General features: G+C 56.5%; 16 protein-coding genes. 4 read left to right on the forward strand and 12 right to left on the reverse strand.

Annotated elements, in window-relative coordinates; genetic code table 11:
• Positions 1 to 70 precede the first annotated feature (70 nt).
• From D3P08_RS04720 to D3P08_RS04750, 7 genes are all read right to left on the reverse strand, one after another.
• The gene (locus D3P08_RS04720; RefSeq protein ID WP_119598288.1) at positions 71 to 1,675 is read right to left on the reverse strand and encodes a response regulator; all 1,605 of its coding nucleotides are present in this window, start codon (positions 1,673 to 1,675) and stop codon (positions 71 to 73) included.
• Complete coding sequence (locus tag D3P08_RS04725; protein WP_119598289.1) at positions 1,668 to 3,500, reverse strand: cache domain-containing sensor histidine kinase; 1,833 nt, start codon at positions 3,498 to 3,500, stop codon at positions 1,668 to 1,670. Before D3P08_RS04725 ends, D3P08_RS04720 begins: the two co-directional genes overlap by 8 nt.
• Before the next feature lie 8 nt (positions 3,501 to 3,508).
• On the reverse strand, positions 3,509 to 4,813 hold the full coding sequence (locus tag D3P08_RS04730) for an ABC transporter substrate-binding protein (RefSeq protein ID WP_119598290.1): 1,305 nt from the start codon (positions 4,811 to 4,813) through the stop codon (positions 3,509 to 3,511).
• Positions 4,814 to 4,842: 29 nt separating this feature from the next.
• Positions 4,843 to 6,639, reverse strand: a complete 1,797-nt coding sequence (locus D3P08_RS04735; RefSeq protein WP_119598291.1) for a family 43 glycosylhydrolase — start codon at positions 6,637 to 6,639, stop codon at positions 4,843 to 4,845.
• On the reverse strand, positions 6,639 to 7,472 hold the full coding sequence (locus D3P08_RS04740; protein ID WP_119598292.1) for a carbohydrate ABC transporter permease: 834 nt from the start codon (positions 7,470 to 7,472) through the stop codon (positions 6,639 to 6,641). Before D3P08_RS04740 ends, D3P08_RS04735 begins: the two co-directional genes overlap by 1 nt.
• On the reverse strand, positions 7,469 to 8,368 hold the full coding sequence (locus D3P08_RS04745) for a carbohydrate ABC transporter permease (RefSeq protein WP_119598293.1): 900 nt from the start codon (positions 8,366 to 8,368) through the stop codon (positions 7,469 to 7,471). Before D3P08_RS04745 ends, D3P08_RS04740 begins: the two co-directional genes overlap by 4 nt.
• A 120-nt stretch (positions 8,369 to 8,488) precedes the next feature.
• Complete coding sequence (locus tag D3P08_RS04750; RefSeq protein WP_119598294.1) at positions 8,489 to 9,793, reverse strand: ABC transporter substrate-binding protein; 1,305 nt, start codon at positions 9,791 to 9,793, stop codon at positions 8,489 to 8,491.
• 218 nt (positions 9,794 to 10,011) lie between these two features.
• On the opposite strand from D3P08_RS04750, the gene D3P08_RS04755 reads away from it, so the two are divergent.
• Complete coding sequence (locus D3P08_RS04755) at positions 10,012 to 10,935, forward strand: ArsR/SmtB family transcription factor (RefSeq protein WP_119598295.1); 924 nt, start codon at positions 10,012 to 10,014, stop codon at positions 10,933 to 10,935.
• A 74-nt stretch (positions 10,936 to 11,009) separates the two neighbouring features.
• Here D3P08_RS04755 and D3P08_RS04760 read toward each other — a convergent pair whose 3' ends face one another.
• Positions 11,010 to 12,767, reverse strand: a complete 1,758-nt coding sequence (locus D3P08_RS04760) for a glycoside hydrolase family 2 protein (protein WP_119598296.1) — start codon at positions 12,765 to 12,767, stop codon at positions 11,010 to 11,012.
• 340 nt (positions 12,768 to 13,107) lie between these two features.
• Here D3P08_RS04760 and D3P08_RS04765 point away from each other — a divergent pair, with 340 nt between their 5' ends.
• Genes D3P08_RS04765 through D3P08_RS04775 form a run of 3 tightly spaced genes read left to right on the forward strand, consistent with a single transcriptional unit; the run spans position 13,108 to position 16,149 of the window.
• Positions 13,108 to 14,097 carry a Gfo/Idh/MocA family protein gene (locus D3P08_RS04765; protein ID WP_119598297.1) on the forward strand — a complete coding sequence of 330 codons (990 nt, stop codon included), beginning with the start codon at positions 13,108 to 13,110 and terminating at the stop codon, positions 14,095 to 14,097.
• Between the two features lie 41 nt (positions 14,098 to 14,138).
• Positions 14,139 to 15,086, forward strand: coding sequence for an AraC family transcriptional regulator (locus tag D3P08_RS04770; RefSeq protein WP_240647299.1), 948 nt, complete (start codon positions 14,139 to 14,141; stop codon positions 15,084 to 15,086).
• On the forward strand, positions 15,070 to 16,149 hold the full coding sequence (locus D3P08_RS04775) for a Gfo/Idh/MocA family protein (protein ID WP_119598298.1): 1,080 nt from the start codon (positions 15,070 to 15,072) through the stop codon (positions 16,147 to 16,149). The genes D3P08_RS04770 and D3P08_RS04775 overlap by 17 nt, the downstream gene beginning before the upstream one ends.
• Before the next feature lie 57 nt (positions 16,150 to 16,206).
• Here the strand turns inward: D3P08_RS04775 and D3P08_RS04780 are convergent, their stop codons facing one another.
• From D3P08_RS04780 to D3P08_RS04795, 4 genes are read right to left on the reverse strand one after another with little or no spacing between them, the layout of a single operon-like run.
• The gene (locus D3P08_RS04780) at positions 16,207 to 18,009 is read right to left on the reverse strand and encodes a glycoside hydrolase family 2 protein (RefSeq protein ID WP_240647302.1); all 1,803 of its coding nucleotides are present in this window, start codon (positions 18,007 to 18,009) and stop codon (positions 16,207 to 16,209) included.
• Positions 18,010 to 18,043: 34 nt separating this feature from the next.
• The gene (locus D3P08_RS04785; protein ID WP_240647304.1) at positions 18,044 to 20,512 is read right to left on the reverse strand and encodes a family 43 glycosylhydrolase; all 2,469 of its coding nucleotides are present in this window, start codon (positions 20,510 to 20,512) and stop codon (positions 18,044 to 18,046) included.
• A gap of 7 nt (positions 20,513 to 20,519) precedes the next feature.
• Positions 20,520 to 21,356: a carbohydrate ABC transporter permease gene (locus tag D3P08_RS04790; protein WP_119598300.1), complete on the reverse strand. Its 837-nt coding sequence runs from the start codon at positions 21,354 to 21,356 to the stop codon at positions 20,520 to 20,522.
• 15 nt (positions 21,357 to 21,371) lie between these two features.
• Positions 21,372 to 22,268, reverse strand: a complete 897-nt coding sequence (locus tag D3P08_RS04795; protein ID WP_119598301.1) for a carbohydrate ABC transporter permease — start codon at positions 22,266 to 22,268, stop codon at positions 21,372 to 21,374.
• Positions 22,269 to 22,360: the final 92 nt, after the last annotated feature.

The raw sequence follows: 22,360 nt of genomic DNA on the forward strand, positions 1-22,360 counted from the left end.
TCAAAAAAAAATAACCGAGCCCGGACTTCAAGTCCTGACTCGGTGAATGATGCGGCGCGCATAAGGCGCGTTACCCGTTACGGCGCTTCTCTCGAAATTCGGTCGGCGACATGCCCGCCGCCGCTTTGAACACCCGGTTAAAGTGGCGGATGCTCGAGAATCCCGTCGCCTCCGAAATGACGGCCAGCTTCTGGTCCGTCCCGAGCAGGAGACGCTTCGCTTCGGCGATCCGGATTTCGGTCAGCCGCTCTACAAACGATTTGCCCGTTTTCTGTTTGAACAGGGCGCTGAAATAGGCGGCGTTCAAGTAGACATGCTCCGCCACATCCTTCAGCGACAGCGCCTCGGCGTAGCGCTGCTCCATATACCGCTCCGCCCGGCGGATGGGGTCGGCTGAGCCTTTAACGCTTCGTTCCGTCAAGCAATCGGTTAACGAGAGCAGCAGCTTGCCTAACGTTTCCTCCAGCTCTTCCCGGGATGACAACGAGCAGACATGCTGCAGCACGCTCTTCATATCTTTGGCCCCGAGCCATTCCGCCGTCACGCCAGCTTGGGAGGCCCATTCGTAATAGTGAATAAGCAGCTTGCAAATACGCTGATACACGGTCTCCGGCGTATCCGCATGACGGCACAGCTGCTCGACGTATGCCTTCGCCAGATCGGCGATCAAGACGCGCCGTCCTTCGCTTACCGCCGATTCAAGCTGCTGCCATGCCTGATCGGCGGCATCGGCGCCGCTTCCTGAGCGATGGCCCGTCTCAGGGTATGGCAGCACCCGGTCTCCGCCTTGGATGAGCCGGTAAAGCAGCGCGACCTCCGCCTCCCCATACGACTGCGCGATGCCCGGATAACCCTTCTTCGGTCTTCCAACGCCGATCGACACGGTTATGCGAGACAAAGAGGAGATGCCGCGGCGCACGGAATCGGCGAGCTCCAAAGCTTCCTGCATGGCGCCGTCCGCATCCGGAACATTGAGCAGCGCCGCAACCTCCGTCTCGGACATGACGACAGCGTAGCCCATTCCCTTGCGGCCCACCACCTCCTGCGCCACCTGCTTGATATATAGCTGGAATAGAAACGGATCAGCCTGCTGATAACGCTCGCTGCCGACGGAGCTTTTGTCCAGCTTCACGACCATGCAGACGAATGCCGGATGCGAAAACGCAATGTTCATGGTCTCGAGCAGCCGGATATCGTTGCCCGAAGCCGTCCCTCTCATCAGCTCCTTCAACACATGCTCGGCGGCATGCTGGGTAATCTCATTCGCCTCCCTTGACCGCTTAAGCTGCGCGCCGGAGCGTTCCTTCAGCCTTTCCTTCATCATCGCGAGCACCTTCGCCAGCTCTTCTTTCTCGATCGGCTTCATCATGTAATCCCGAGCTCCTTGGCGCATGGACTGCTGGACGTAAGAGAAATCGTCGTAGCCGCTGATCACGACGCATTCGATTTCGGGGAACCGCTTTCTAGCCAGCTGCTGAAGCTGAATGCCGTCCATGCGCGGCATCCGGATATCCGTCAGCATGGCGTCCGGCTTCAGCTTCTCCAGCTGCGAAAAAGCGTCGTAACCGTCCTTCGCCTCCCCCACGACCTGCCACTCGTCGTCGAGCTCGCCGATCAGCTTGCGCAGGCCTCGCCGGTAAATGGATTCGTCGTCTACGATGAGAATATTAGGCATGTTTCTCCCCCTTCAATATCCCTTCTGCCGCAATCGCCGGCAGCTCGATGATCGCTTTTAAGCCTCTATACGGCATGCTCTCCAGCCTTAACCCGTAAGCCGGGCCGAAGTGCAGCACAATTCGGCGGTGAACGTTCAGCAAGCCGTTGCCTGACCGGCCTCCCGTATCCTTAGAAAAGAGGAGCCGTTTGCGCAAATGCTGCAGCTGCTCATCGGACAAGCCGATACCGTCATCCTCAATCGTAATGACAAGCGTCTGCTCCCTGCGCTCGCACTCGACCGCAATCATTCCGCTGCCCGCCCCTTTGTCAATCCCGTGGTTGATGGCGTTTTCGACTATCGGCTGTATCATGAGCGGAATGACCATGCAGCCGCGAACCGATTCATGGACGGATAATCGGAAATCAAGCCGTTCTTCGTAGCGCATTTGTTGAATGGTCATATAGCCCTTCACATGCTCCAGCTCTTCCTCAAGCGTGACAAGCTCCTTGTGGCTGCTCAAGCTGTAACGAAGCAGCCGGCTTAAATTGTTCGTCATCCGCACGACGTCGCGGTTGCCGTCCATCTCCGCGTACATACTGATCGAACCGAGCGTGTTGTACAGGAAATGCGGATTGATTTTACTTTGAAGCGCGGCGATTTGCGCGTCCTTCTCCCGGATTTCCGTCTCGTAGAGCAAGTACCCGAGCTGGCTTAAGTTGGACACCATCGTATTAAACGCCTTGCCGAGCCTGCCGATTTCATCCCAGTGCCGCACCGGGAATGAAACCTTCAGGTCTCCCCGCTCCACTTTGCGCATGAGCGTAATCAGCGTTCGAAGCGGACGGGTCATCCGGTAAGCCAGGAAGACCGACGCCAGCATCGCGATGCCGACGCAAGCCGCTCCGAACAATAGGATGGACTGCCTGATCCCTTCCGCGTCCTTCATCAGCTCCTTCGCCGGCACGATGCCGACCGTCGTCCAATTGGTAATCGGCGATGTGACATAGGCGACAAGCTGCCGCTCCCCGTCTACGACCGCGTGGCTGACCCCCTGAGAGGGCATCTCGCCGGATGATGGCAGCGCCCCCGCAAGTTCAGCCGGCTCGGCGTCCGTCTTGCCCGCGACAAGCCGGTTATTCCAATCCGCGATGTAGATATGCTCGCGGCTGCCCAGGCTGACCTGCGACAAAATGCCGCGAATGACGCTCGGGTCGACGTCAATCACGATATAACCAAGCTTTTTGCCGCTGTCGAAGCTGCGAAGCTCCCTGGCGATAGAGAACGCTTGGTAGGTAGCGCCGCTTGTGGAGCTGATCTCGTGCGTCGCCACGAACACGGACTGGCCGCTGCCGCCCTGCTGGCGCTTCAGCCATTCCGCGTTTTCGTCCAAGGAGTAGGTCGTCACGTATTGGCTTTCCGGCAGCACGACATACGACGCTCCTTTTTCGCCGAATAGAGACACGCCCATAATATCGACCCTGCCGTTCAAGAACACCTGCGTCACAAAATTGTTCAGCGCTTTGATCTCCTCCAGGCTCAGCGGATTATCCCCCTCGCCTCTCCGGTCGCTTTCCAGGAACCGGATGATCTCTTCGTACTGGTACGGCATCAGCGTAAGTCTGTCCAGCTCTTCCATGTACGTGTCAAGGTTGAGCGTTAAGCCTTTAATCGCCTGCAGCTGGAAATCGCCGACCTTATGCTCCATCGCGGCGGCAAACCGGGAAAATGCAAAATAACTTAAAATGCCGAGAGGTATTACAATAAGAAAAAAGTTGATCAGGATGAGCTTGCGCGCAAGCTCCTGATTTTTGAACCACGTGATTGGGGATCGTCGATGTCTCATGCGCCGGCCTACTTCCTGAGCTCCGCGTCGATTCGCTTCGCCGCCGCTTCGAGCGCTTCGGCGGGCGATTGCTGCCCGTAAATCATCTTCTCGAACTCCTGGATCAAATATTCGATAACGGTCCACTGCCTCGGATGGCGGGGCCAATACGCGACATCGCCTACCGCCTTGGCGTAATCGCTCCGGAACGGAAGGCCGGTGAACGCTTCGCTCTCCGAGCTCCCCCGCCAAGACGGCACATGTCCGGCCTCCGCCCATAGCTCTCCATGCTCCGCAACCCACTGCGCGAATAGGAGAGCCGCCTGCTTCTGCTCCGGCGTAGAGGAATGGCGGATCGGCAAAGCCAGCGTATGCGAATCGCCCCATACGGCGGGCTTATCGAAGATGACAGGCACGGGGACGGCTCCGAAGCGCAAGCCGTCCGCCTTCTCGAACGCGCCGGTGCCCCACATGCCGGTAATCAGCGTGGCGGCCTCTCCGTCGTAAAACAGCTTGAAGGCGTCGTTGATGTTCGGGGGAATATACTCGTTGTCGTACAGCTTCTTCACATATTCAAGCGCCTCCAGCGCTTTCGGGTTCATAATTGCGGCTCTCGAAGCAGACTCGTCATAAAACGCGCCTCCCCCGTCCATCTGGTTGTAGAAGCTCCACCAAAGCCACACCGAATCGATTCTCGTGCTCGGCTCGGCCAGCGGCGCGATATTCCCGGGCAGCGCTTCCTTCAGCTTGCCGAGGAAGCGGAGGAAGCCTTCCGCTCCTTCTTCCAGTATAGGTTTCCCGGCATCGTCAAGCAGGCCGGCCGCCTGCAAATGATCCAAATTGTAATAAAGCACCAGCGCGTGCGTATCGAGCGGCACCGCATACGGCTTGCCGTCATACGTAACGGCGTTCAGCGCGTGCGCGCTGAAGCCGTCCCACTCGATCCCGCCCTCGCCGGCAAGCTTCGTCATTTCTTCGATATACCCGTTTTTGACGAATTGGGGAAGACTCGTCTGATGAAGCACCGCGACATCCGGCGCATTTCCGGACAGGATAGCCGTCCGGAGCCTGGAGTAATAATCATCCAGCCGGGAATTCACCTGCGTCACCGCGATGCCGGGATGCTCCCGGTTAAAGGCGGCGACTAAGGCCGACATGAATTGATTGTCACCGCCGCTGAAAGGCGTCCAAAATTCCAAGGTGACGGCCCCGGTCTCGGCGACCGGCTGTCCGCGCTCCTCGCTGCCGGACGAGCATGCCGTCATAACCAGCAATGCCATCAACGCGCAGCAAGCGGGTCTCCAGACTTTCCAGGTGTTCCTCTTATGCTTCATCGTTCCTCAGTCCTCCGGATAATCCACATTTATTTCGGCATAGGCACCCGAGCGATCTCCAGCCGATCGAGCATGACAGCGGCGGAAGCGCTTCCGATTGTAATGGTGTTGCCGCCGCTCCCCAGCTCCGCATCCACCGTAACGACTTGGATGACGCCTCTGCCGCCTGCGGGCACAGCCACCTTCTCCGTCTTTCCGCCGACTGCAACCTCCAGCTCAGTCTCGCCCTCGGATAATCCGGCGACGCTGAGCCGAAGCTGGTACTTGCCGCTCTTCGGGGTATTGAGATTGGTGAACGTTACAGCAGCTTCTTCGCCCGCTCCCACATAAACGGCGCGGCCGCCTGAGTAATCGGGATGGTCCTGCGCCTCGGCGCTTCCCCGCAAGGCCGCGTGCTCCGCTTCCGCCTTCGGGCGTTCGACAGTCATGAGCTCGACGTCTGCGGCAGACACTTCGACCCGAAGCTCTTGATGATGGCCGCCGCGTATCGGAACGATGCCGTACGCGTAACCCGTTTCATCTCCGTTTGTCGCCGGCAGCGCAACCGCAACGGTCTCGCCCGAACCGCTGAACGCAAGCGACGCCGACGCTTCCGCGCCGGAACGATTGCGGTATTGCAGCAGGATGACCGCCTCCGTGTCTACGGCCGAATAAAAGCCCGCAAACAACAGGCCTCCTTTTTCGTCAGCTTTGCCGTGCTCGGCCCGTATCAGCCCTGAGCCGGATGGCGCTTCGATGGCCTCCTCCAGCGGGGCCGGCTCTCCAAGCACCGGCAGTCCGCTGTCGTCCCACTCCACGCGGGCCGCGCGCGCCTTCCGGTTGTTCCAGCCGTCGAATGGGCTGCTAGTCGCGTGATAAATATTCCACAGCTCCGTCCCGTCCGGCGACGGCGCAAACGTGTTATGACCCGGACCGTATACGCTGCCGGCATCGTTTTGCGTCATAAGCGGACCGGGCAGCTTCATCCAGGACGACGGATCGAGCGGATCCGCGCCCTTCGTTAAAGCAAGCGCTCCGATGCTGTAAAACGGCGTCCAGCTGCCCGCGCCGGAATACGCGATGAACGTGCGGCCGTCCTTTTGCAGAATCGCTTGGCCTTCATGAATATAAGGCGGTCCGCCCTGCCGTTCCCATTCCTGGTCGGGCTCGCCGATTTTCACCCTCGGCCCGCTAATCGTAAGGGGATCGCTCATGGGCGCGATGTACGTATTTTGCTGGATATTGACGTCGCCCTCCCAGCCGGACCAAACAAAGTAGAGCTTGCCGTCCAGCTCCATCGTCAGGCCGTCAATCGCCCATTTATCGGTTTCGTCCTTCACTTGGCCTTTGAACTCGTATTCGCCCATCGGATCGTCTGACAGCGCTTGCAGCGCATACATGCGGTGATTCTCGTTCACGCCGTCATCCGCCGCGAAATAAATATACCATGAGCCGCGGACAAATTGTATTTCGGGCGCCCAAATACTTTGGGAATACCGGGTGCCGACGGGCGGATACCAGACCACCTTCCTCTCCGCTTCCCGGAAGTCGAGCGTGCGCGACTTCATGACCATCACATCCGCGCCGTTGTGCGTAAACGTCATATAATAGAAGCCATCCTTGTATGCGATGCTCGGGTCGGGCGTATCGATGTCCGCCAGCGTGTTTTTGAATGTTCCGCCTATTCCATTGTACAACTCCAAATTCGTTTCCTTGCCCGACTGCTGAATCAAAACAATGATCACCCCGACTAAAAGGATTGCGGCAGCTAGACCTCCCAGTGCCGCTGCGCGCGAGCGCTTATTGCTTATAACGCGAAAATGCGTCTTCCCCTTGCCGTTCTCCATCATTTCACCGCCGATTGCGTAATCGCCTTAACGAAATAACGCTGACCGCCTATAAAAACAAGAACGACCGGCAGCGTCGCGATTAGCGTCATCGCCATCAGCTTGCCGTAGCTTTGCGTGTAGCTGCCCGTCGCCATAATCGCGATGCCCGCCGTGATCGTCCGCATCTCCGGCGAGGTTGTGGCATAAAGCGGCCAGACAAAGTCGTTATAGATGCCCATAAACGTGAAAATGCCGAGCGTCACCAGAATCGAGACGGCGGACGGCAGCAGGACGCGGGCATAAATCTGCCATTTGTTCGCGCCGTCAATCCGGGCCGCTTCTTCGATTTCCTTCGGAAACGAGGCGAAAAACTGATAAAGCAAAAATACCCCGAACGCCCCGGCAGTCGCGGGCAGAATAAGCGCCGGATAGGTGTTGATTAAGCCGAGCGCGTTGAACTCCATATACATCGGAAGGAAAGTAAGCACTCCCGGAATCATCAGCGATGCAATAAATAGCGACAGCATCGTGCGGCGCAATGGCATATCAGGGAGCCGGGCGAGCCCGTATGCGGCCATGGAATCAATCAGCAGCACGATAACCGTGCCCGCGGCGCCGACCGACAACGAGTTCGCGATCCATTTCGTAATCGGCACGTTCATCAGCTCGCCTTGAAGGCCCATCACATAGTTTTCGACCGTCGGTTTTTTCGGGAAGAGCTGAATCCCGCCTGCGAGCGCCTCAAAGTCGTTTTTGAACGACGTCGATACCATCCAAACGAGCGGCAGCAGGAACAGCACGGCGATAGCGGCGGCGAGCAGCAGTAGCAGCCAGCTTTTTGTCGTCTTCATGAGGCGTTCTCCTTTCTTCCCGTCGTCAGCTTAAACTGAACGATCGATATAATAATGATAAGCAGCGCCATCAGAATGGCCATCGCGGACGCCGAGCCCAGCTCCTTGCGGATAAACGCCTGGTCAAGCACGTTCATAAGAAGCACCTTCGTCGTGTCGCCCGGCCCGCCGCGCGTCAGCAGGAAGGGCTGCGCGTAAATGTTGAACGACGCGATGGTCGATGTAATCATGACAAACAGCATTACAGGCCTTATAGAAGGCAGCGTAATATGCGCAAATTTATGCCAGGCGCCTGCGCCGTCAATTGAAGCGGCTTCATAATAATCGTCGGGCACCTCGTTCAGCGCGTTGACGAAAATGATCATGTTAAACCCGATCGTCCACCATAGCGTCGTGACGATCAGCGACACCCACGCCCAAGGCACATCGGTCAACCAAGGAACGCCCGTCAAGCTCAGCTTAGCCAGCAGTCCGTTCAGGAAGCCGGCGTTGGTATCGAACATCATCAGCCAAATAACGGCCATAACCGAAGCGGAAAGCGCGTACGGCACAAAAAATACTGTGCGAAAAAGACTTCTCAGCTTACGCGGAAGCGCGTTAACCAGCAGCGCAAGCCCGAGGCCCGTCACGATCAGCAGCGGGACGGAAAACAGCACGAACTGAATCGTGGCCCATAACCCCCGGAAAAACAAGCTGTTCGTATACGTTCCCGGCGTAAAAATATCGATATAATTGCGAAGGCCGACAAAATCGTGCTCGGTGGATAGCAGCTCGAAGTTATGCAGGCTAATAAAGATGCCGTACAATATCGGGAACAGCAAAAACAGGCAAAACGCGGCCAAATAAGGCGTAATGAACAAAAAGGACGTAAATCGCGAGAGCAGGCTCGGTCGCATGGCACTTCTCCTCCTTATGAACGGGGCTTGGATCGGATACGGACGCTAAATGCGGGAAAGGAAGAGCGGGAATGACGAGCATTCCCCTCTTCCCCGCATTCACTTAAAGGACGCCGTTCCTTATTTCATCGCCTGCCGTGATTTTTCGACCGCTTCGTCAAGCGCCGCCTGCGTATCCTTCTTGCCGAGCAGCGCATTGTTCAGCTCGCCCCATACCGGCTCGACGATCGTGCCCCAATTCAGGACGTTCGGCGCGAATTGCACATAAGGGAAAGCTTCGGCTACGCTCGATTGGAATTCCAAAGCCTTGAACGCTTCGCTCTCCAGCATCGGCTTGGAAGCGAGCGCTTGCCCGGACTCGGCCCAATCCATCGAATTCGAGGATACGTACTTCAAGAAATCGCCGATGCCGGCCGTTACGTTCTCATCGGTGACGTTCTTCGGAATCGCGAAGCCATGTGAGCCTGCGTATACCGCTTGCTTCGCCTTGCCGATTTGCGGAACGGGCGCCACGCCGTAATTCAAGCCCGCTTCGTCGAACTGCGATTTCATCCATGGTCCGTTGAACTGGATCGCGTTTTTCCCTTGCAGGAACAGCGTATTCTCGCCGTCTTGCTGTACGTTGGCCGGCGAAATGCCGCTATCGATCATGCCGCGAAGCCAGTCAACCATTTCCGCCGCCTCAGGCGAATTGTAAGCGACGTCGCTTCCGTTCCACAGCTCGCCGCCGTTCTGCCATACGAGCGTCGGGAAAATAAATTGCTGCGGCCAAAGCGTCGGCACGACGTAGCCGTATACGCCGGCATCCTTGTCCGTCAGCTTCTGAACCGCTGCGTCGAATTGCTCGCGGTTCGTCGGAACCTCCGTAATACCCGCCTTTTCGAACAGATCCTTGTTGTAGTACATCACGAGCGGATGAATATCAAGCGGAATCGAATACCACTTGCCGTCGATCGTGGAATACTCGACTGGCGCTTCCGCATAATCCGCCTTGCTGATGCCCGCCGCCGACGCCAGCTCGTCAATCGCGATCAGCTGGCCTTTGCTCACATAAGTCGGCACTTGATCGACGTGCATGATGACCAGGTCCGGGCTTTCCTTTGCCGTGCTGAGCGCGACGTCCAGCTGCTTGTAATATTCGCCGTTCGGCTGGATAACGAAATTGACTTTGTATTTGTCTTGGGAACCGTTGTATTTGTCCACGATTTTTTTCATGAACGGACCGTCAGCGCCGGAGAACGGCGACCAGAACAAAATTTCCGTCTTTTTGCCGCCCGAGCCGCTCCCCGTATCGCTCCCGCTATTGGTGCCGCTGTCGGCGCCGCCGTTGTTCGAATTGCCGCCGCCGCTGCAGCCCGCCAGGACGACAGCCAGCGCCGTGACCATCAGGAACAAGGTCAGCCAGTTAAACGGTTTTTTCTTCATGTTACATCCCCCTGCTTTGTCATTCGTCAGACAGCCGCTTCCGCCGTCTTCCGTAGCACCATCATATCCCGTCCTTTCTTCCTCCCGAATGCCGTATCTTTAGGGTTTATGGACATATTTTTAGGTTTAGTTAATGCTTTTCTTGTTACGTTAACGGATCGGTTATATAATGACGGAAGACGGACAATCACCGGATTGACCATAAAGGAGCGGTAGCAGTGGAATTGGAAGTGAACGAACAACAATTGCCCATATTCGAGGCGCTTGCTTCGCGTACGCGAATCCGAATGATCGAAATGCTGAAGCAGGAAAGCCTTAATATTAAAGAGATGGCGGAGCGGCTCGGCATTTCTTCGGCCATCATTACGAAGCATGTCAGCCAGCTTGAAGAAGCCGGCATTATCGTATCCGAGACCGCCTCCGGCAAACGGGGCACGCAAAAAATTTGCAGCTTGAAGCTGGACCGTGTCTCGCTTCTATTCCGGGATGATCATGCCGTACCTTCGGAGCCGCAGGAGCAGCCTTACAACCGGTACACCAGCTCGATTCCGATCGGCCAGTACACCTCTTACCATGTGAAGCCGACCTGCGGCCTCGCATCGGAGACGAAGCTGATCGGCATGCGGGACGACCCGCGTTACTTCTCGGAGCCCGAGCACGTATCGGCCCAGCATATTTGGTTTGCCAGCGGGTATGTGGAATACCGGATCCCGAATTATGTGACGGGCAGAAAGCCGGTCAGCAGCATTCGGATTACGCTCGAGATCTGCTCCGAGGCGCCAGGCTACGATGAAGACTGGCTGTCAGACATTACGTTCTTCCTGAACGATGTGCCGGTCTGCTGCTGGACCTCGCCCGGCGACTTCGGCAACGCGCGCGGCAAGCTGACGCCGCCTTGGTGGGAAGCCGGCAATACGCAGCACGGGCTGCTGAAGACGCTTCTGGTCACGGACGAGGGCACCTTTATGGACGGGATTCGGCTCTCCGGCGTTACGGTCAAGGATATCGCGATTGCCGCCGGCGAAGAAATCCGTTTCCGAATCGCATCGCTCGAGGATGCCGTTCATCCGGGAGGCGTCAGTCTCTTCGGCAAGCGGTTCGGCAATTATGAGCAGGATATCGTCGTTACCATTGAGTGCTGAGCAATGCTTTCCTCACCGCGCAAAGGGGCTGCGAAGCTGTCAAATCATTGACAGTCTCGCAGCCCCTTCTCTTGCTACTTGCCCTCGTTGATCGCTCTAATCCGCTCGACTGGCAGCTTCGGCACCCGGTCATAGGTCAGCAGGCCGTTGATTTCCTGCTCCACGTCCGTAAGCTGCGTATAGCAGTAGCCTTGGACGACGCAGCCTTTGCCATGGAAAGGCTGAATGACCGCCCGCAGCCGGACTTCGAAATCTTCATCGTCCACAGCGCCGGAATATCCCCAGCCGTCCCATTCGCTCTTCTTGTAGGAGATGCCGCCGAACTCCGTCACCAAAATCGGCTGGCCCTCGTACGGATAGCCTTCAACCGCCAGCCTTCTGTTTGCCGGCATCGCATTCACGGCGCTTTCCGCCGAGCTGTAACGCTCCTCCAGCACCTCGCGCCGCCATTCGTAGTCATGGATGTTGAACAGATCGGTTTTGACCATTTCCCAGCCGTCGTTGGATACGACGGGACGATGCGGGTCGAGCGACTTGGTCAAACAATACATCGCGAGCGCGTGCATTTGCTGCTGCTTGTCGATCTGAATGTTCGGCACGCCCCAGCTTTCGTTGAGCGGCACCCATGCGATAATGCACGGGTGATTGTAATCGCGCTCGACCGACTCCATCCATTCCTTCGTAAACTTTTGAACATAGCCTTCGGTGAATTGGTACGCGTTCGCCGCTTCGCTCCATACGACGAGCCCCAGCTTATCGCACCAGTACAAGTAACGCGGGTCCTCCAGCTTCTGATGCTTGCGCGCGCCGTTAAAGCCCATCTCCTTCGTCAGCTCAACATCCCTGCGAATCGCCTCGTCGCTCGGAGGCGTCAAGTTGCCGTCCGGGAAATACCCCTGATCAAGCACCATCTTGCTGAAGAACGGACGGTTGTTCAAACACAGCTTGCCGTCTTCGATCGAAACTTTGCGCATGCCGAAATAGCTGGTCACGTCATCCAGAACATTGCCGCCTTCCTTCAGCTCGAACCGGATATCGTACAAATTAGGCTTTTGCGGCGACCACCATCTGCCGAGTCCGTGATCGTTGAAATCATGAAGCCGAATCGTGCGCGTCTCCTCCTCCCCAGTGACGCTGTACGTATCCTCCGCCGCGATTTCGCCTTCGAACGAGACGGTTACTTTCAGCGAAAGTCCCCGGCCGGCTGCGCCGCCCTTGAATGCAGTGCGCAGCTCGATTTGATTCCGGTCGATATCGGGCGTCATTTTAACCTTCTCGATATAGACGGGCGCGACCGCCTCCAGCCAGACCGTCTGCCATATTCCTGTCGTGCGCGTGTAAAAAATCGAGGCGGAATTGTTCAGCCAATATTGCTTGCCCCGAGGCAGCGTGACGTCCCGGCTGAAATCAACGGCCTTCACGACAATGGAATTGCCGGTTTCCTTCACCAATTCCGTAATATCAGCGGAAAACGGCGTATGTCCGCCTTGATGCGTCGCCGCTAATCGCCCGTTCACCCATACGCTTGCCTCATAGTCTACAGCGCCGAAGTGAAGAAGGATGCGCTTTCCATTGTATTCCGCCGGAACCGTCAGCTCTCTCCGGTACCATACCGTGTCGTGAACGGAAGGGTCGCCGATGCCGCTCAGCTTGCTCTGAAACGCGAATGGCACCTGGATGCGCAGCGGCAGCGCTTGATCGCCGCGATGCCACCCCAGCTTCTCCCCTTCGCGTTCGTCGTCAAACGCGAATTCCCATTCGCCGTTCAAATTCAGCCAGCTTTCTCTTACCCATTGCGGACGCGGGTGCTCGGAACGATATGGAACTGTCATCAATACAACCTCCAATTAGTTAATTAGTTAATTAATGATTAATCAAGTAATGAACTTATTTAACGCCATTATGGTACGAATTTGGCGCGCTTGTCAATGAAAACTTCATTGCAGACAATTAAGTTAATTCGTTTGTTAATCAAAACAAGGATCCTATCCTGTTTCGTTCCGCTGATAAGCCGCCGCACCCCGCAGTCTCACATATCGCCATTATGTCGTTTTTTTATAGACTATTCGTCGCTTATTCGCACTTATATTAAGGTTGTACTTGTGGTAAATTTACGGTGATGTCACAAATCTATAGACTTACTCCAATATTGAACGAGAGGCGATGCTTAGGATGAAGATCGGCATGATCAGCTATTGGCATGTTCACGCATGGGATTACACGAAGCAAGCTTTGGATCACCCCGGAACCCAAATTGCCGCCGTATGGGACGAGGACGCGAGCCGAGGACAAGCTGCGGCGGACAAATTAGGCGTCCCATATTTCGCCGGGCTCGATGACATGTTAGCCGGGGATACCGTTGACGCCGTCATTGTAAACGCTCCCACAGATCGCCATGAAGAAGTTATGGTGAAAGCCGCAAAGGCCGGAAAGCATATTTTCACGGAAAAAGTCATTGCCCCGACGCTGGCCGAAGCGAATCGCATACTGGAAGCCGTCGAATCCGCTGGCGTTACATTAACCGTTTCGCTGCCAAGGCTGAATGACCCGTACACGCTCGCCATACAGGAGCTGCTGCGGGATGAGGTATTCGGCGATCTAACGCTTATCCGCATCAGGCTGTCGCATAACGGGGCGGTCGCGAATTGGCTGCCGGAGCATTTCTACAGCCTTGAGCAATGCGGCGGCGGCGCCATGATCGATCTGGGCTGCCATCCGATGTATTTGACCCGCTTGTTCATGGGCAGCTTGCCTTCCTCAGTCACCTCCCAGTATGGGTTCGTGACGGATCGGGAAGTGGAGGACAATGCCGTCGCCTTGCTGCAAGGACAAGGGGGCGTTCTAGGCGTCGTGGAGGCTGGTTTTGTAAATCCGCATTCTCCGTTTACAATAGAAGTGCATGGCACGAAGGGATCCGCGCTGTTCGGCACGCCGGATAACAAGCTGCTGATCCGGACGGCGGACAGCGCAGACGGCTGGCGGATTCACCCGATGCCGGCGCAGCGGGAGAGCGCCTTCGAGCAGTGGGTCGGCCATGTGAACAACGGTACAGCCGCCGAAGAAAACATAAGGTTAGCCAAGGATCTGACGATGCTGATGGAAGCGGCAAACCGCTCCTATCGCGAACGCAGGACGATTGATTTGGCTGAGCTGCAGCCGTAAGACGGCTGACACATCCGGCGGGAAAAGGAGGCGGAAAGTCCGTGAATACGAGTGGGGATTACGAGCCGATGCGGGAGAAGCCGGACGCGCTGGAGAGGCTGGACCTCCGCATCCGTTGGGGCGCTTACGATATCCGCGTTCTGCGTTTTCATCTGACGCGGTTCCCGCCCGGCAGGACGATCGCTTTCCACAAGCATGACGAATATGAATTCCACTTCATTCCGAAGGGCCGGGGCAAAGTCATCCTTGTGGATAAGGAGTACGCGCTGAAGCCGGGGCAATTTTATTTGACGGGACCCGGCGTCCTGCATTATCAAGAAGCTCACCCGCAAGAGGCGATGGATGAGCTCTGCCTCCATATCGATATCCGGAAGAGCGAGGAAGCTGTTCAGGAGGATGCGTGGGAATGCGCGGAAGCCGAAGCTTGCATCAAAAAGCTGGCGAATCTGCCGCTGTATCCGGTGCAGGATCTGCATGGCGCCATGCAGCGGTTTCTGGAAGCGTACGAGGCTTGCGCCGCCAACTTTTCGGGAAGCTACATCACGATCAAACAAAATGTCATTCAAATTTTATTGAGGGCCATCAGGGCGTACGATTCGGCAGGCGGAATCGAGCAGCTTCCGACCAAAGAAATGAAAAGCTACCGCTACGACCGGGCAATCGCCTTCATGCGCGCCAACTTCATGCATCCCCTCACGCTCGAGGATGTGGCCGAGATGCTGCTGCTCAGTCCCAGACAGCTGCAGCGGCTGTTTAAAGAGCTTCACCAAGGCTTGACGTTCACCCGAATTTTAGAGGATATTCGGCTCGCGCATGTCTGTCAGGAGCTGCGCGGCGGCAGCTCGTCCATCGAACAAATCGCCGGCAGGACGGGATTCGCAAGCGGCAACTATTTGCATGCGGTATTCCGCAAACGGTACGGCATGACGCCGTCCGAATACCGCCAATCAAACCAATTGGGAGGAAATAACTATGTCCAAAACTTATAAAATCGCAATCATCGGCTGCGGCGGCATCGCAAATGGCAAGCATATGCCAAGCCTGAAGAAGCTGAACAACATCGAGATGGCCGCGTTCTGCGACATCGTGGAGGAAAAGGCGGCGGAAGCGGCGAAACAATACGGCTCGGCTGACGCCAAAGTGTACACGGATTACGCCGACGTGCTGAAGGATCCGTCTATCGATATCGTCCATGTCTGCACGCCGAACGATTCCCACGCGCGCATTGCGATCGCCGCGCTCGAAGCCGGCAAGCACGTCATGTGCGAAAAGCCGATGGCCAAAACCGCGGAAGAAGCGCAGCAGATGGTAGACGCCGCCAAACGCACCGGCAAAAAGCTGACGATCGGCTATAATAACCGCTTCCGTTCGGACAGCCAGCATTTGAAGCAGCTTTGCGATGCCGGCGAGCTCGGCGAGATCTACATGGCGAAAGCTCACGCCATCCGCAGACGCGCCGTTCCGACATGGGGCGTATTCCTCGACGAAGAGAAGCAAGGCGGCGGCCCGCTTATCGACATCGGCACGCATGCCCTTGACCTGACGCTGTGGATGATGAACAACTATAAGCCGAAGGTCGTGCTCGGTAAAGCTTATCACAAGCTGTCCCAGCGCGAGAACGCGGCCAACGCTTGGGGGCCCTGGGATCCCGCCAAATTTACGGTCGAGGATTCCGCGTTCGGCATGATCGTGATGGAGGACGGCGCGACCATTATCCTCGAATCCAGCTGGGCGCTTAATACGCTGGAGGTCGATGAAGCGAAATGTACGCTCTGCGGCACCGAGGGCGGCGCCGATATGAAAGGCGGCCTTCGCATCAACGGCGAACAGCACAGCCGCTTGTTCACGAAGGAAGTCGAATTGAACACCGGCGGAGTCGCCTTCTACGATGGCAAGCAGGACAATCCGGCCGACCTCGAAATGAAGATGTGGATTGAGGCGATCGAGCAAGACAAGGAGCCTGTCGTCACGCCGGAGCAAGCGTTTGTCGTCTCGCAAATTCTCGAGGCGATCTACGAGTCGTCCAAAACAGGCAAAGCTGTGTACCTCTAATTCAACTCCAATAAGCCAAAAAATCGCAACCCAGTCGAACGGGTTGCGATTTTTTTTTTAGAATTTAATAGCTTTTTCATTCTCCATATCGCTGAACTCCGCCAAAACCGGCGACTTCCCTTCGTTAACAGCGCGGATAACGTCTAGCGGCAGCTTCGGCTTCCGGTCGAACGTCAGCAGCCCATTGATCTCCTGCTCGACGTCGGTCAGTTGGGTGTAGCAATAGCCTTGGACGGCCTTCGAGTTCTGAATCGGCTGCACGACGTCGAGGATCCTCCGCAGAAAATCCTCTTCGTCCGCGGCGGCCGAATAGCCCCAGCCCGCCGCGCCGCCCTTCCGGAACGAAATGCCGCCGAATTCGGACACCTGCACCGGCTCGCCGTTGTACGGATAACCCGGAACGTAAATCCAGCGATTCTGGGCGATGCTGCTTACGGCGGATTGCGCCGTCTCGTAACGGGACTCCAGCACTTCGCGGCGCCATTCGTAATCGTGGATCGTCGCGATGTCGGATTTCGTATGCTCCCAGCCGTCGTTGGACAGAACAAGCCGGGTCGAATCAAGCGATTTGGTCAAATGGTACATCGCGAGCGTATGCTCCTGCTGCCGCTTGTCGATCAGCATGTTCGGCACGCCCCAGCTTTCGTTGATCGGCAGCCATACGACGATGCACGGATGGTTGTAATCGCGCGTCACAACCTCCTGCCATTCCCGCGTCATTCGGCGCACGTACGTCTCCGAGAACTGGTAGGCGTTCGCCATCTCTCCCCATACGAGCAGGCCGAGCTTATCGCACCAATAGAGATAGCGCGGATCTTCAACCTTCTGATGCTTGCGCGCGCCGTTAAAGCCCATCGCTTTGGTCAGCTCCACGTCTCTGCGCAGCTCTTCATCGGAGCCGGCCGTCAGCACCCCGCCGGGGAAGTAGCCCTGATCGAGCACCAGCTTCATGTAATACGGACGGTTGTTCAAGCATACCTTGCCGTCTTCGACGGAAATTTTCCGCATGCCGAAGTAGCTTTGCACCTCATCGATAAGCGTATCGCCGTCCAGCAGCCGAAACGTAATGTCGTACAGATTCGGCTTCTCGGGCGTCCACCAGCGGCCAAGTCCGTGATCGTTAAAATCATGCAGCTTTATCGTCCTCGTCTCTTCCTCCCCGCCGAGCGCGAACAGATCCTCCGACACAAATTCTCCCTCGAAGGCAATGCTCGCCTGCAGCTTCAGCCCCGGCTTCCAGCCCGCCGCGAAAGCGCGGATGTTGATTTCATTCCGGTCGATATCCGGCGTCATCATCACGCGTTCGAGATAAGACTCGGACACGGCTTCCAGCCATACCGTCTGCCAAATGCCCGTCGTCCGCGTATAGAACACCATCTCGGATTGTTCCTTCCAATACTGCTTGCCTCTCGGAAGCGTAACATCCTTGCTGTAGTCCTTCGCCTTCACGACGATTTCAACGTCTCTGCCGGTAACCGCGTTCGTTATATCCGCGGTGAAAGGCGTATGACCGCCTTCGTGATAGGCGACCAGATGGCCGTTCGCCCATACCCACGCCTCGTAGTCCACCGCGCCAAAGTGGAGGAGCAGGCGTTTGCCCGCATAGGCTTCGGGCAGCTCGAACGTTTTACGGTACCAGACAAGGTCATGAAATTCCTTTTCGCCGATCCCGCTCAGCTCGCTTTGGTAACAATAAGGAACCCGAATCCGTCTCTCGAACGTATGCCCGGTGTGCCAGCCGCCGCGCGTCCCTTCATCCATGTCGTCGTACTGGAACTCCCATGTCCCGTTTAAGTTCAGCCAATCCCGTCTCGCGAACTGCGGACGGGGGTAAACGCTCTCCAAGTTGGTTTCCGTCATCTTCACTGCTCCCATTATGAATCATGTATTTTGTCTATTTCTGCTTCAACGATGTTACCTTCAGGTCGCTAAACGTAATATCCGACGCGTATATGGAACGCAAGCCGACCTTGCCTTGCATGAATGCGTCCGGGTCGTAGTAGGATATGACAGGCTTCGCTTCCTCGCCGGCAAAGACCTGGATCAAGCCTCCTCTGGCCTCGATCCGCAGCCGAACCGGTTCGCCGCCCGGCAGCTCCGCTTTCTCCGCGGCCAAAAGCTCCGCGTCGTAATTATGCCGGTACAGCTCAAGCCTGGTAGGTGTAACCGCCACAAAATAACCCATCAGCGAATCCTTCACTTGATCCTTGAAATTCGATTCGTTCGTGACGCGAAGCAGAACGCCCGCCGCACCGGAAGGATTGTCACCCAATGTGACGGCGGTTTCGATCCGGTAATCCGCCCAACGTTCGTTTCCGCCGTAGATCTTGGCGTCCTCGAGCGACCATCCCGCGTAGCTGTCCTCGGCTATACTCCAAACGCCGTGCACCGATTCCGAATCGGCATCCTGCAGCGCATGCTCCGATGAGAACGGCTCGTCAAGCGCAAGGGCAAAATCGATTCGTTTCAGCTGCAGCCCGCCTTTTTTCGCTTTTACCGCAATCGTGTGGAAGCCCTTCTCCAGCTCTACTTGGCCGGCGCGCACCTTGACCCATTCCGCGTCTTCCTCGATCGGCTGATCGGTATTCAGCTTCAATGTCCCGGCGGTCCGGTCGTCAACGAGCAGCTCTACTTTCTTTTCTCCCGTCCCTGCCGCTGTCACGAAATCGAGCGCGTAGCTTCCGCTTTCCGATACATTCACGACATAACGGAGCCAGTCGCCTTCGTTGTTTAAAGAGACCGAATAAGCGCCGTCCGAGGAGAGCCGGATTTCCGTGCCGTCCGCCGGCCTCCAAGCGGAGTCCGTCGTCTTCTCCTTCACCGAAAAGCCCCGATTCTCGCCTTGCAAATAATGAACGGCTTCGATCGAGCCCGGCAGCGCCTTCGGCGTCTCGAAATCGCTGCTCCCGCCTGCGTGGTTCGAGAAGGCGGTATAGGCGAAATCCGGCTTGCCGTGTTGATCCAGGTAGCCGATCTTGCCAGGACCTGCCGCTTCGCCGGCCTCGAGCTTCAGCATCCCGTCGAAATACGCGCGCACGCCGTGTTCGTCGTTTTCGATGCGAATGGCATGGAGCTTCGAATAATCCATCGCTTCCGGCAGCGCCGCTTCCGCTTTGACCGTCCGCTCGCCGTTCTTGACCGCGACGAGCGTCAGGCGTCCCTCGGCCGGATGAAGCTCCGCCAGATGGTAGCTGCTGTCGTCGGCATAAGCGAATACCGCTCCGACTGCCGTATCAGCGCCGGCCGTCTCGGTTATCCGCAAGTTATATTCCGCCGTGTAGCGTTCGGAAGCGGCGGTCTTGCTCAGCGTAAAGCTTCCCCCGCCATCCGCCTGGCGCTCCTCCCATTCCCCTTGGCCTGCTCCCGGCCTTCCTTCGAAGTTCGGTCTGGACGGTACGGGCTGGCTGTAGTTTGTAGGACCGACCGCATCCATCATGTCGCCATTGAAGACGAGCCGGTCGATATTCATTTGCCGCACGGGCGGTCCTTCCGCGGAACGTCCGACCAGATTATGGTACACGATATAATAAGAATCAAGATCGGGTCCCATCACCGTCGAGCTGTGGCCAAGCCCGTTGAAGGACGGGTCCGTGCTGATAATAATCGGATTGTTGGACGGGACCGTATACGGACCGAGCGGCGAATCTTTGGATATTGCGTAGTGAATCCGGTAGCCTTTGCTGAAGACATGGTTGCCGGTAAAGGTCATATAATAAGTGCCGCCGCGCTTGATGATCATCGAGCCTTCCGTCCAATGGCCGAGGAACGTTCCCGCGATTGGAGCGCCGAATCCGAACGTAGAAGGGCTGTCCATCGGCACGCCGACGATACCCTCGGTTCCGGCATGGGTGAACGTCCACGAGCCGTCATCGTCGATAAAGACCGACCCGTCGATGCTCATGCCGAGATTATCCGTGATCCGTTCGAAAGGCCCCGTCGGCGACTCGCTTCGGTATACGTAGTGGCCCTTTCCCGCTGGCGATGTATACAGGTAGAAATAACCGTTCCAGTACACGACCTCAGGAGCGTAAGCCCCGGTCGACACGGGGTCTTCCGTGACAAGTCCCGCGTAGCTCCAGTTCACGAGATCCTCCGACTGCCAAGCTTTGATGCCGGGGCGGAAGTCTTTTGTGCTGACATATAAATAATAAGTGCCGTTATGCCGCATGACGAAAGGGTCGCCGTTGCCGTAGTCGTCCCACTCTTCCTCTAGATGCGGGAACGGATTGCTGAATACATTTTCGTACGCTTTCAATTCGATCGCCTCCGGTTTCGGGGATGATTCGCAGCCTGCTACCGCAAGCAGGGCGGAAAGTCCGATCAGGCAAGCGGCTTTTTTGACCGGGAAATGCTTTGTCGTCAACAACCGCTCACCCCTTAATGCCGCTGATCGCAAGAGATTCGATGAAATAACGCTGGCAGAAGAAAAACACCAGAATAACCGGGATCATCGCGATGACGGCGGCCGCCATAATTAGAGGAAAATTGGACTGGCTGACGTACATGGCCTGCATGGACGCGATCAGCACTTGGATCGTCTGCTTCTCCGGCGTATGCAAATAAATGAGCGGTCCGAGAAAATCGTTCCAAATCCCCATGAAGCCAAGCGCCGCTTGCGCAGCCAGCGCAGGCTTCATGACCGGAAGGGCGATCGACCAGAAAATTCGCGGAAAGCTGCAGCCGTCGATTTTGGCTGCTTCGATCAGATCGTTCGGCAGCGCCCCGGCCAAATATTGGCGCAGGAAAAAGACGACGACGATATTGCCGAACAGGCCCGGCACGATAAGCGGCAGGAGCGTATCGACCCAGTCCAGCCGGGAGAAGCCGATATATTGCGGAATCATAACGACGGAATACGGGATCATCATCGTTCCGAGAAGTCCCATAAATAAAACGCCTTTAAGCGGAAATTCGAACTTGCTGAACGCGTAGGACGACATGGCGCTGACGAATAAGCCGATCGTCAGGACCGTCACCACAATGATCAAGCTGTTCAAAAAGCCGTTCAGCAGCGGAGATTGCTCCCACACTTCGTTGTAGTTGGCAAACGTCGCCGGATTCGGAATCCACTTCGGAGGAATCTCAAAAACGTTGCGCTGCTCCTTCAGCGAAGTCGACAGCGTCCATAGGAATGGCGCGATCATAAAGACCGTGCCCGCAAGCAGGATCAGGAACGCCCAGACATTTGCGATTTTTTTCTGCTTCATCTGTATCCCTCCTCCTTAATCCTGATAGACCCATTTATTCGATAACTTAAACTGGATAAGCGTCACGATGAAAATAAGAATGCCGAGCAGCCAGGCAGCTGCGCTCGCGTAGCCCATGTTGAAGTATTCGAACGCATGCTGGAAAATATAATAGACGATCGTTCCGCCGCTGTATTCCGGTCCGCCGTCTACCGCAAGCACGTAGATTTGGCTGAACGACTGGAACGCTCCGATAATGCCCATAACAAGCACGAAGAAATGAATCGGGCTTAGCAGAGGAACGGTAATTTTCGTAAATTTATGCCATGCGCCGGCCCCGTCGATTTCCGCAGCTTCGTAGTAGGAGGACGCGATCGATTGAAGGCCCGCCAAATAAAGGACCATATTGCCGCCGACGCCGCCCCACAGGCCGATCAGGATAAGGGAAGGCTTAACCCAGTCCGGGTCGCCGAGCCAGTTCGGGCCTCGGATGCCGAACCAATCCCACAGCAGGTTGTTCAGCAGCCCGTAATCCTGGTTCAAAATCCACTGCCATAGCAGCGAAACCGCGATAATTGGGGATATAACGGGCAAATAATAGATCGTCCGCATGACGGAGATGCCCTTCAGCGGCCGGTTCATCAGGATCGCCAGCAACAGCGATATGACCATGCCGATCGGAATGCCGATCATCAGGTAGACCGTGTTGTATAACGATTTGTACAGCTTCTCGTCCTTCAGCAATTCCGAATAATTGCTAAGTCCGACGCCGGTCGGATCGGACAGCATATCCCAATCTTGAAAGCTCATGTAAATCGAGAAAAGCATCGGCACAAGGCCGAACAACAGAAAACCGAGCACTGGCGGCGCCACGAATAAATAGAGCCAGAACAGCTCTTTCCTGCGGTAGCCGGAAAACTTTTTTGTTTGCATATCCGTTTCCACCTTCTTATAGGATCGCTTTTAAACCACTTGGAAGAAGAAAAGGGAGCGGCAGCGATCCGTCCGCTCCCGCCTTCCCCGCG

This window comes from Paenibacillus nanensis, from assembly GCF_003583765.1.
Classification (GTDB): Bacteria; Bacillota; Bacilli; order Paenibacillales; family Paenibacillaceae; genus Pristimantibacillus; species Pristimantibacillus nanensis.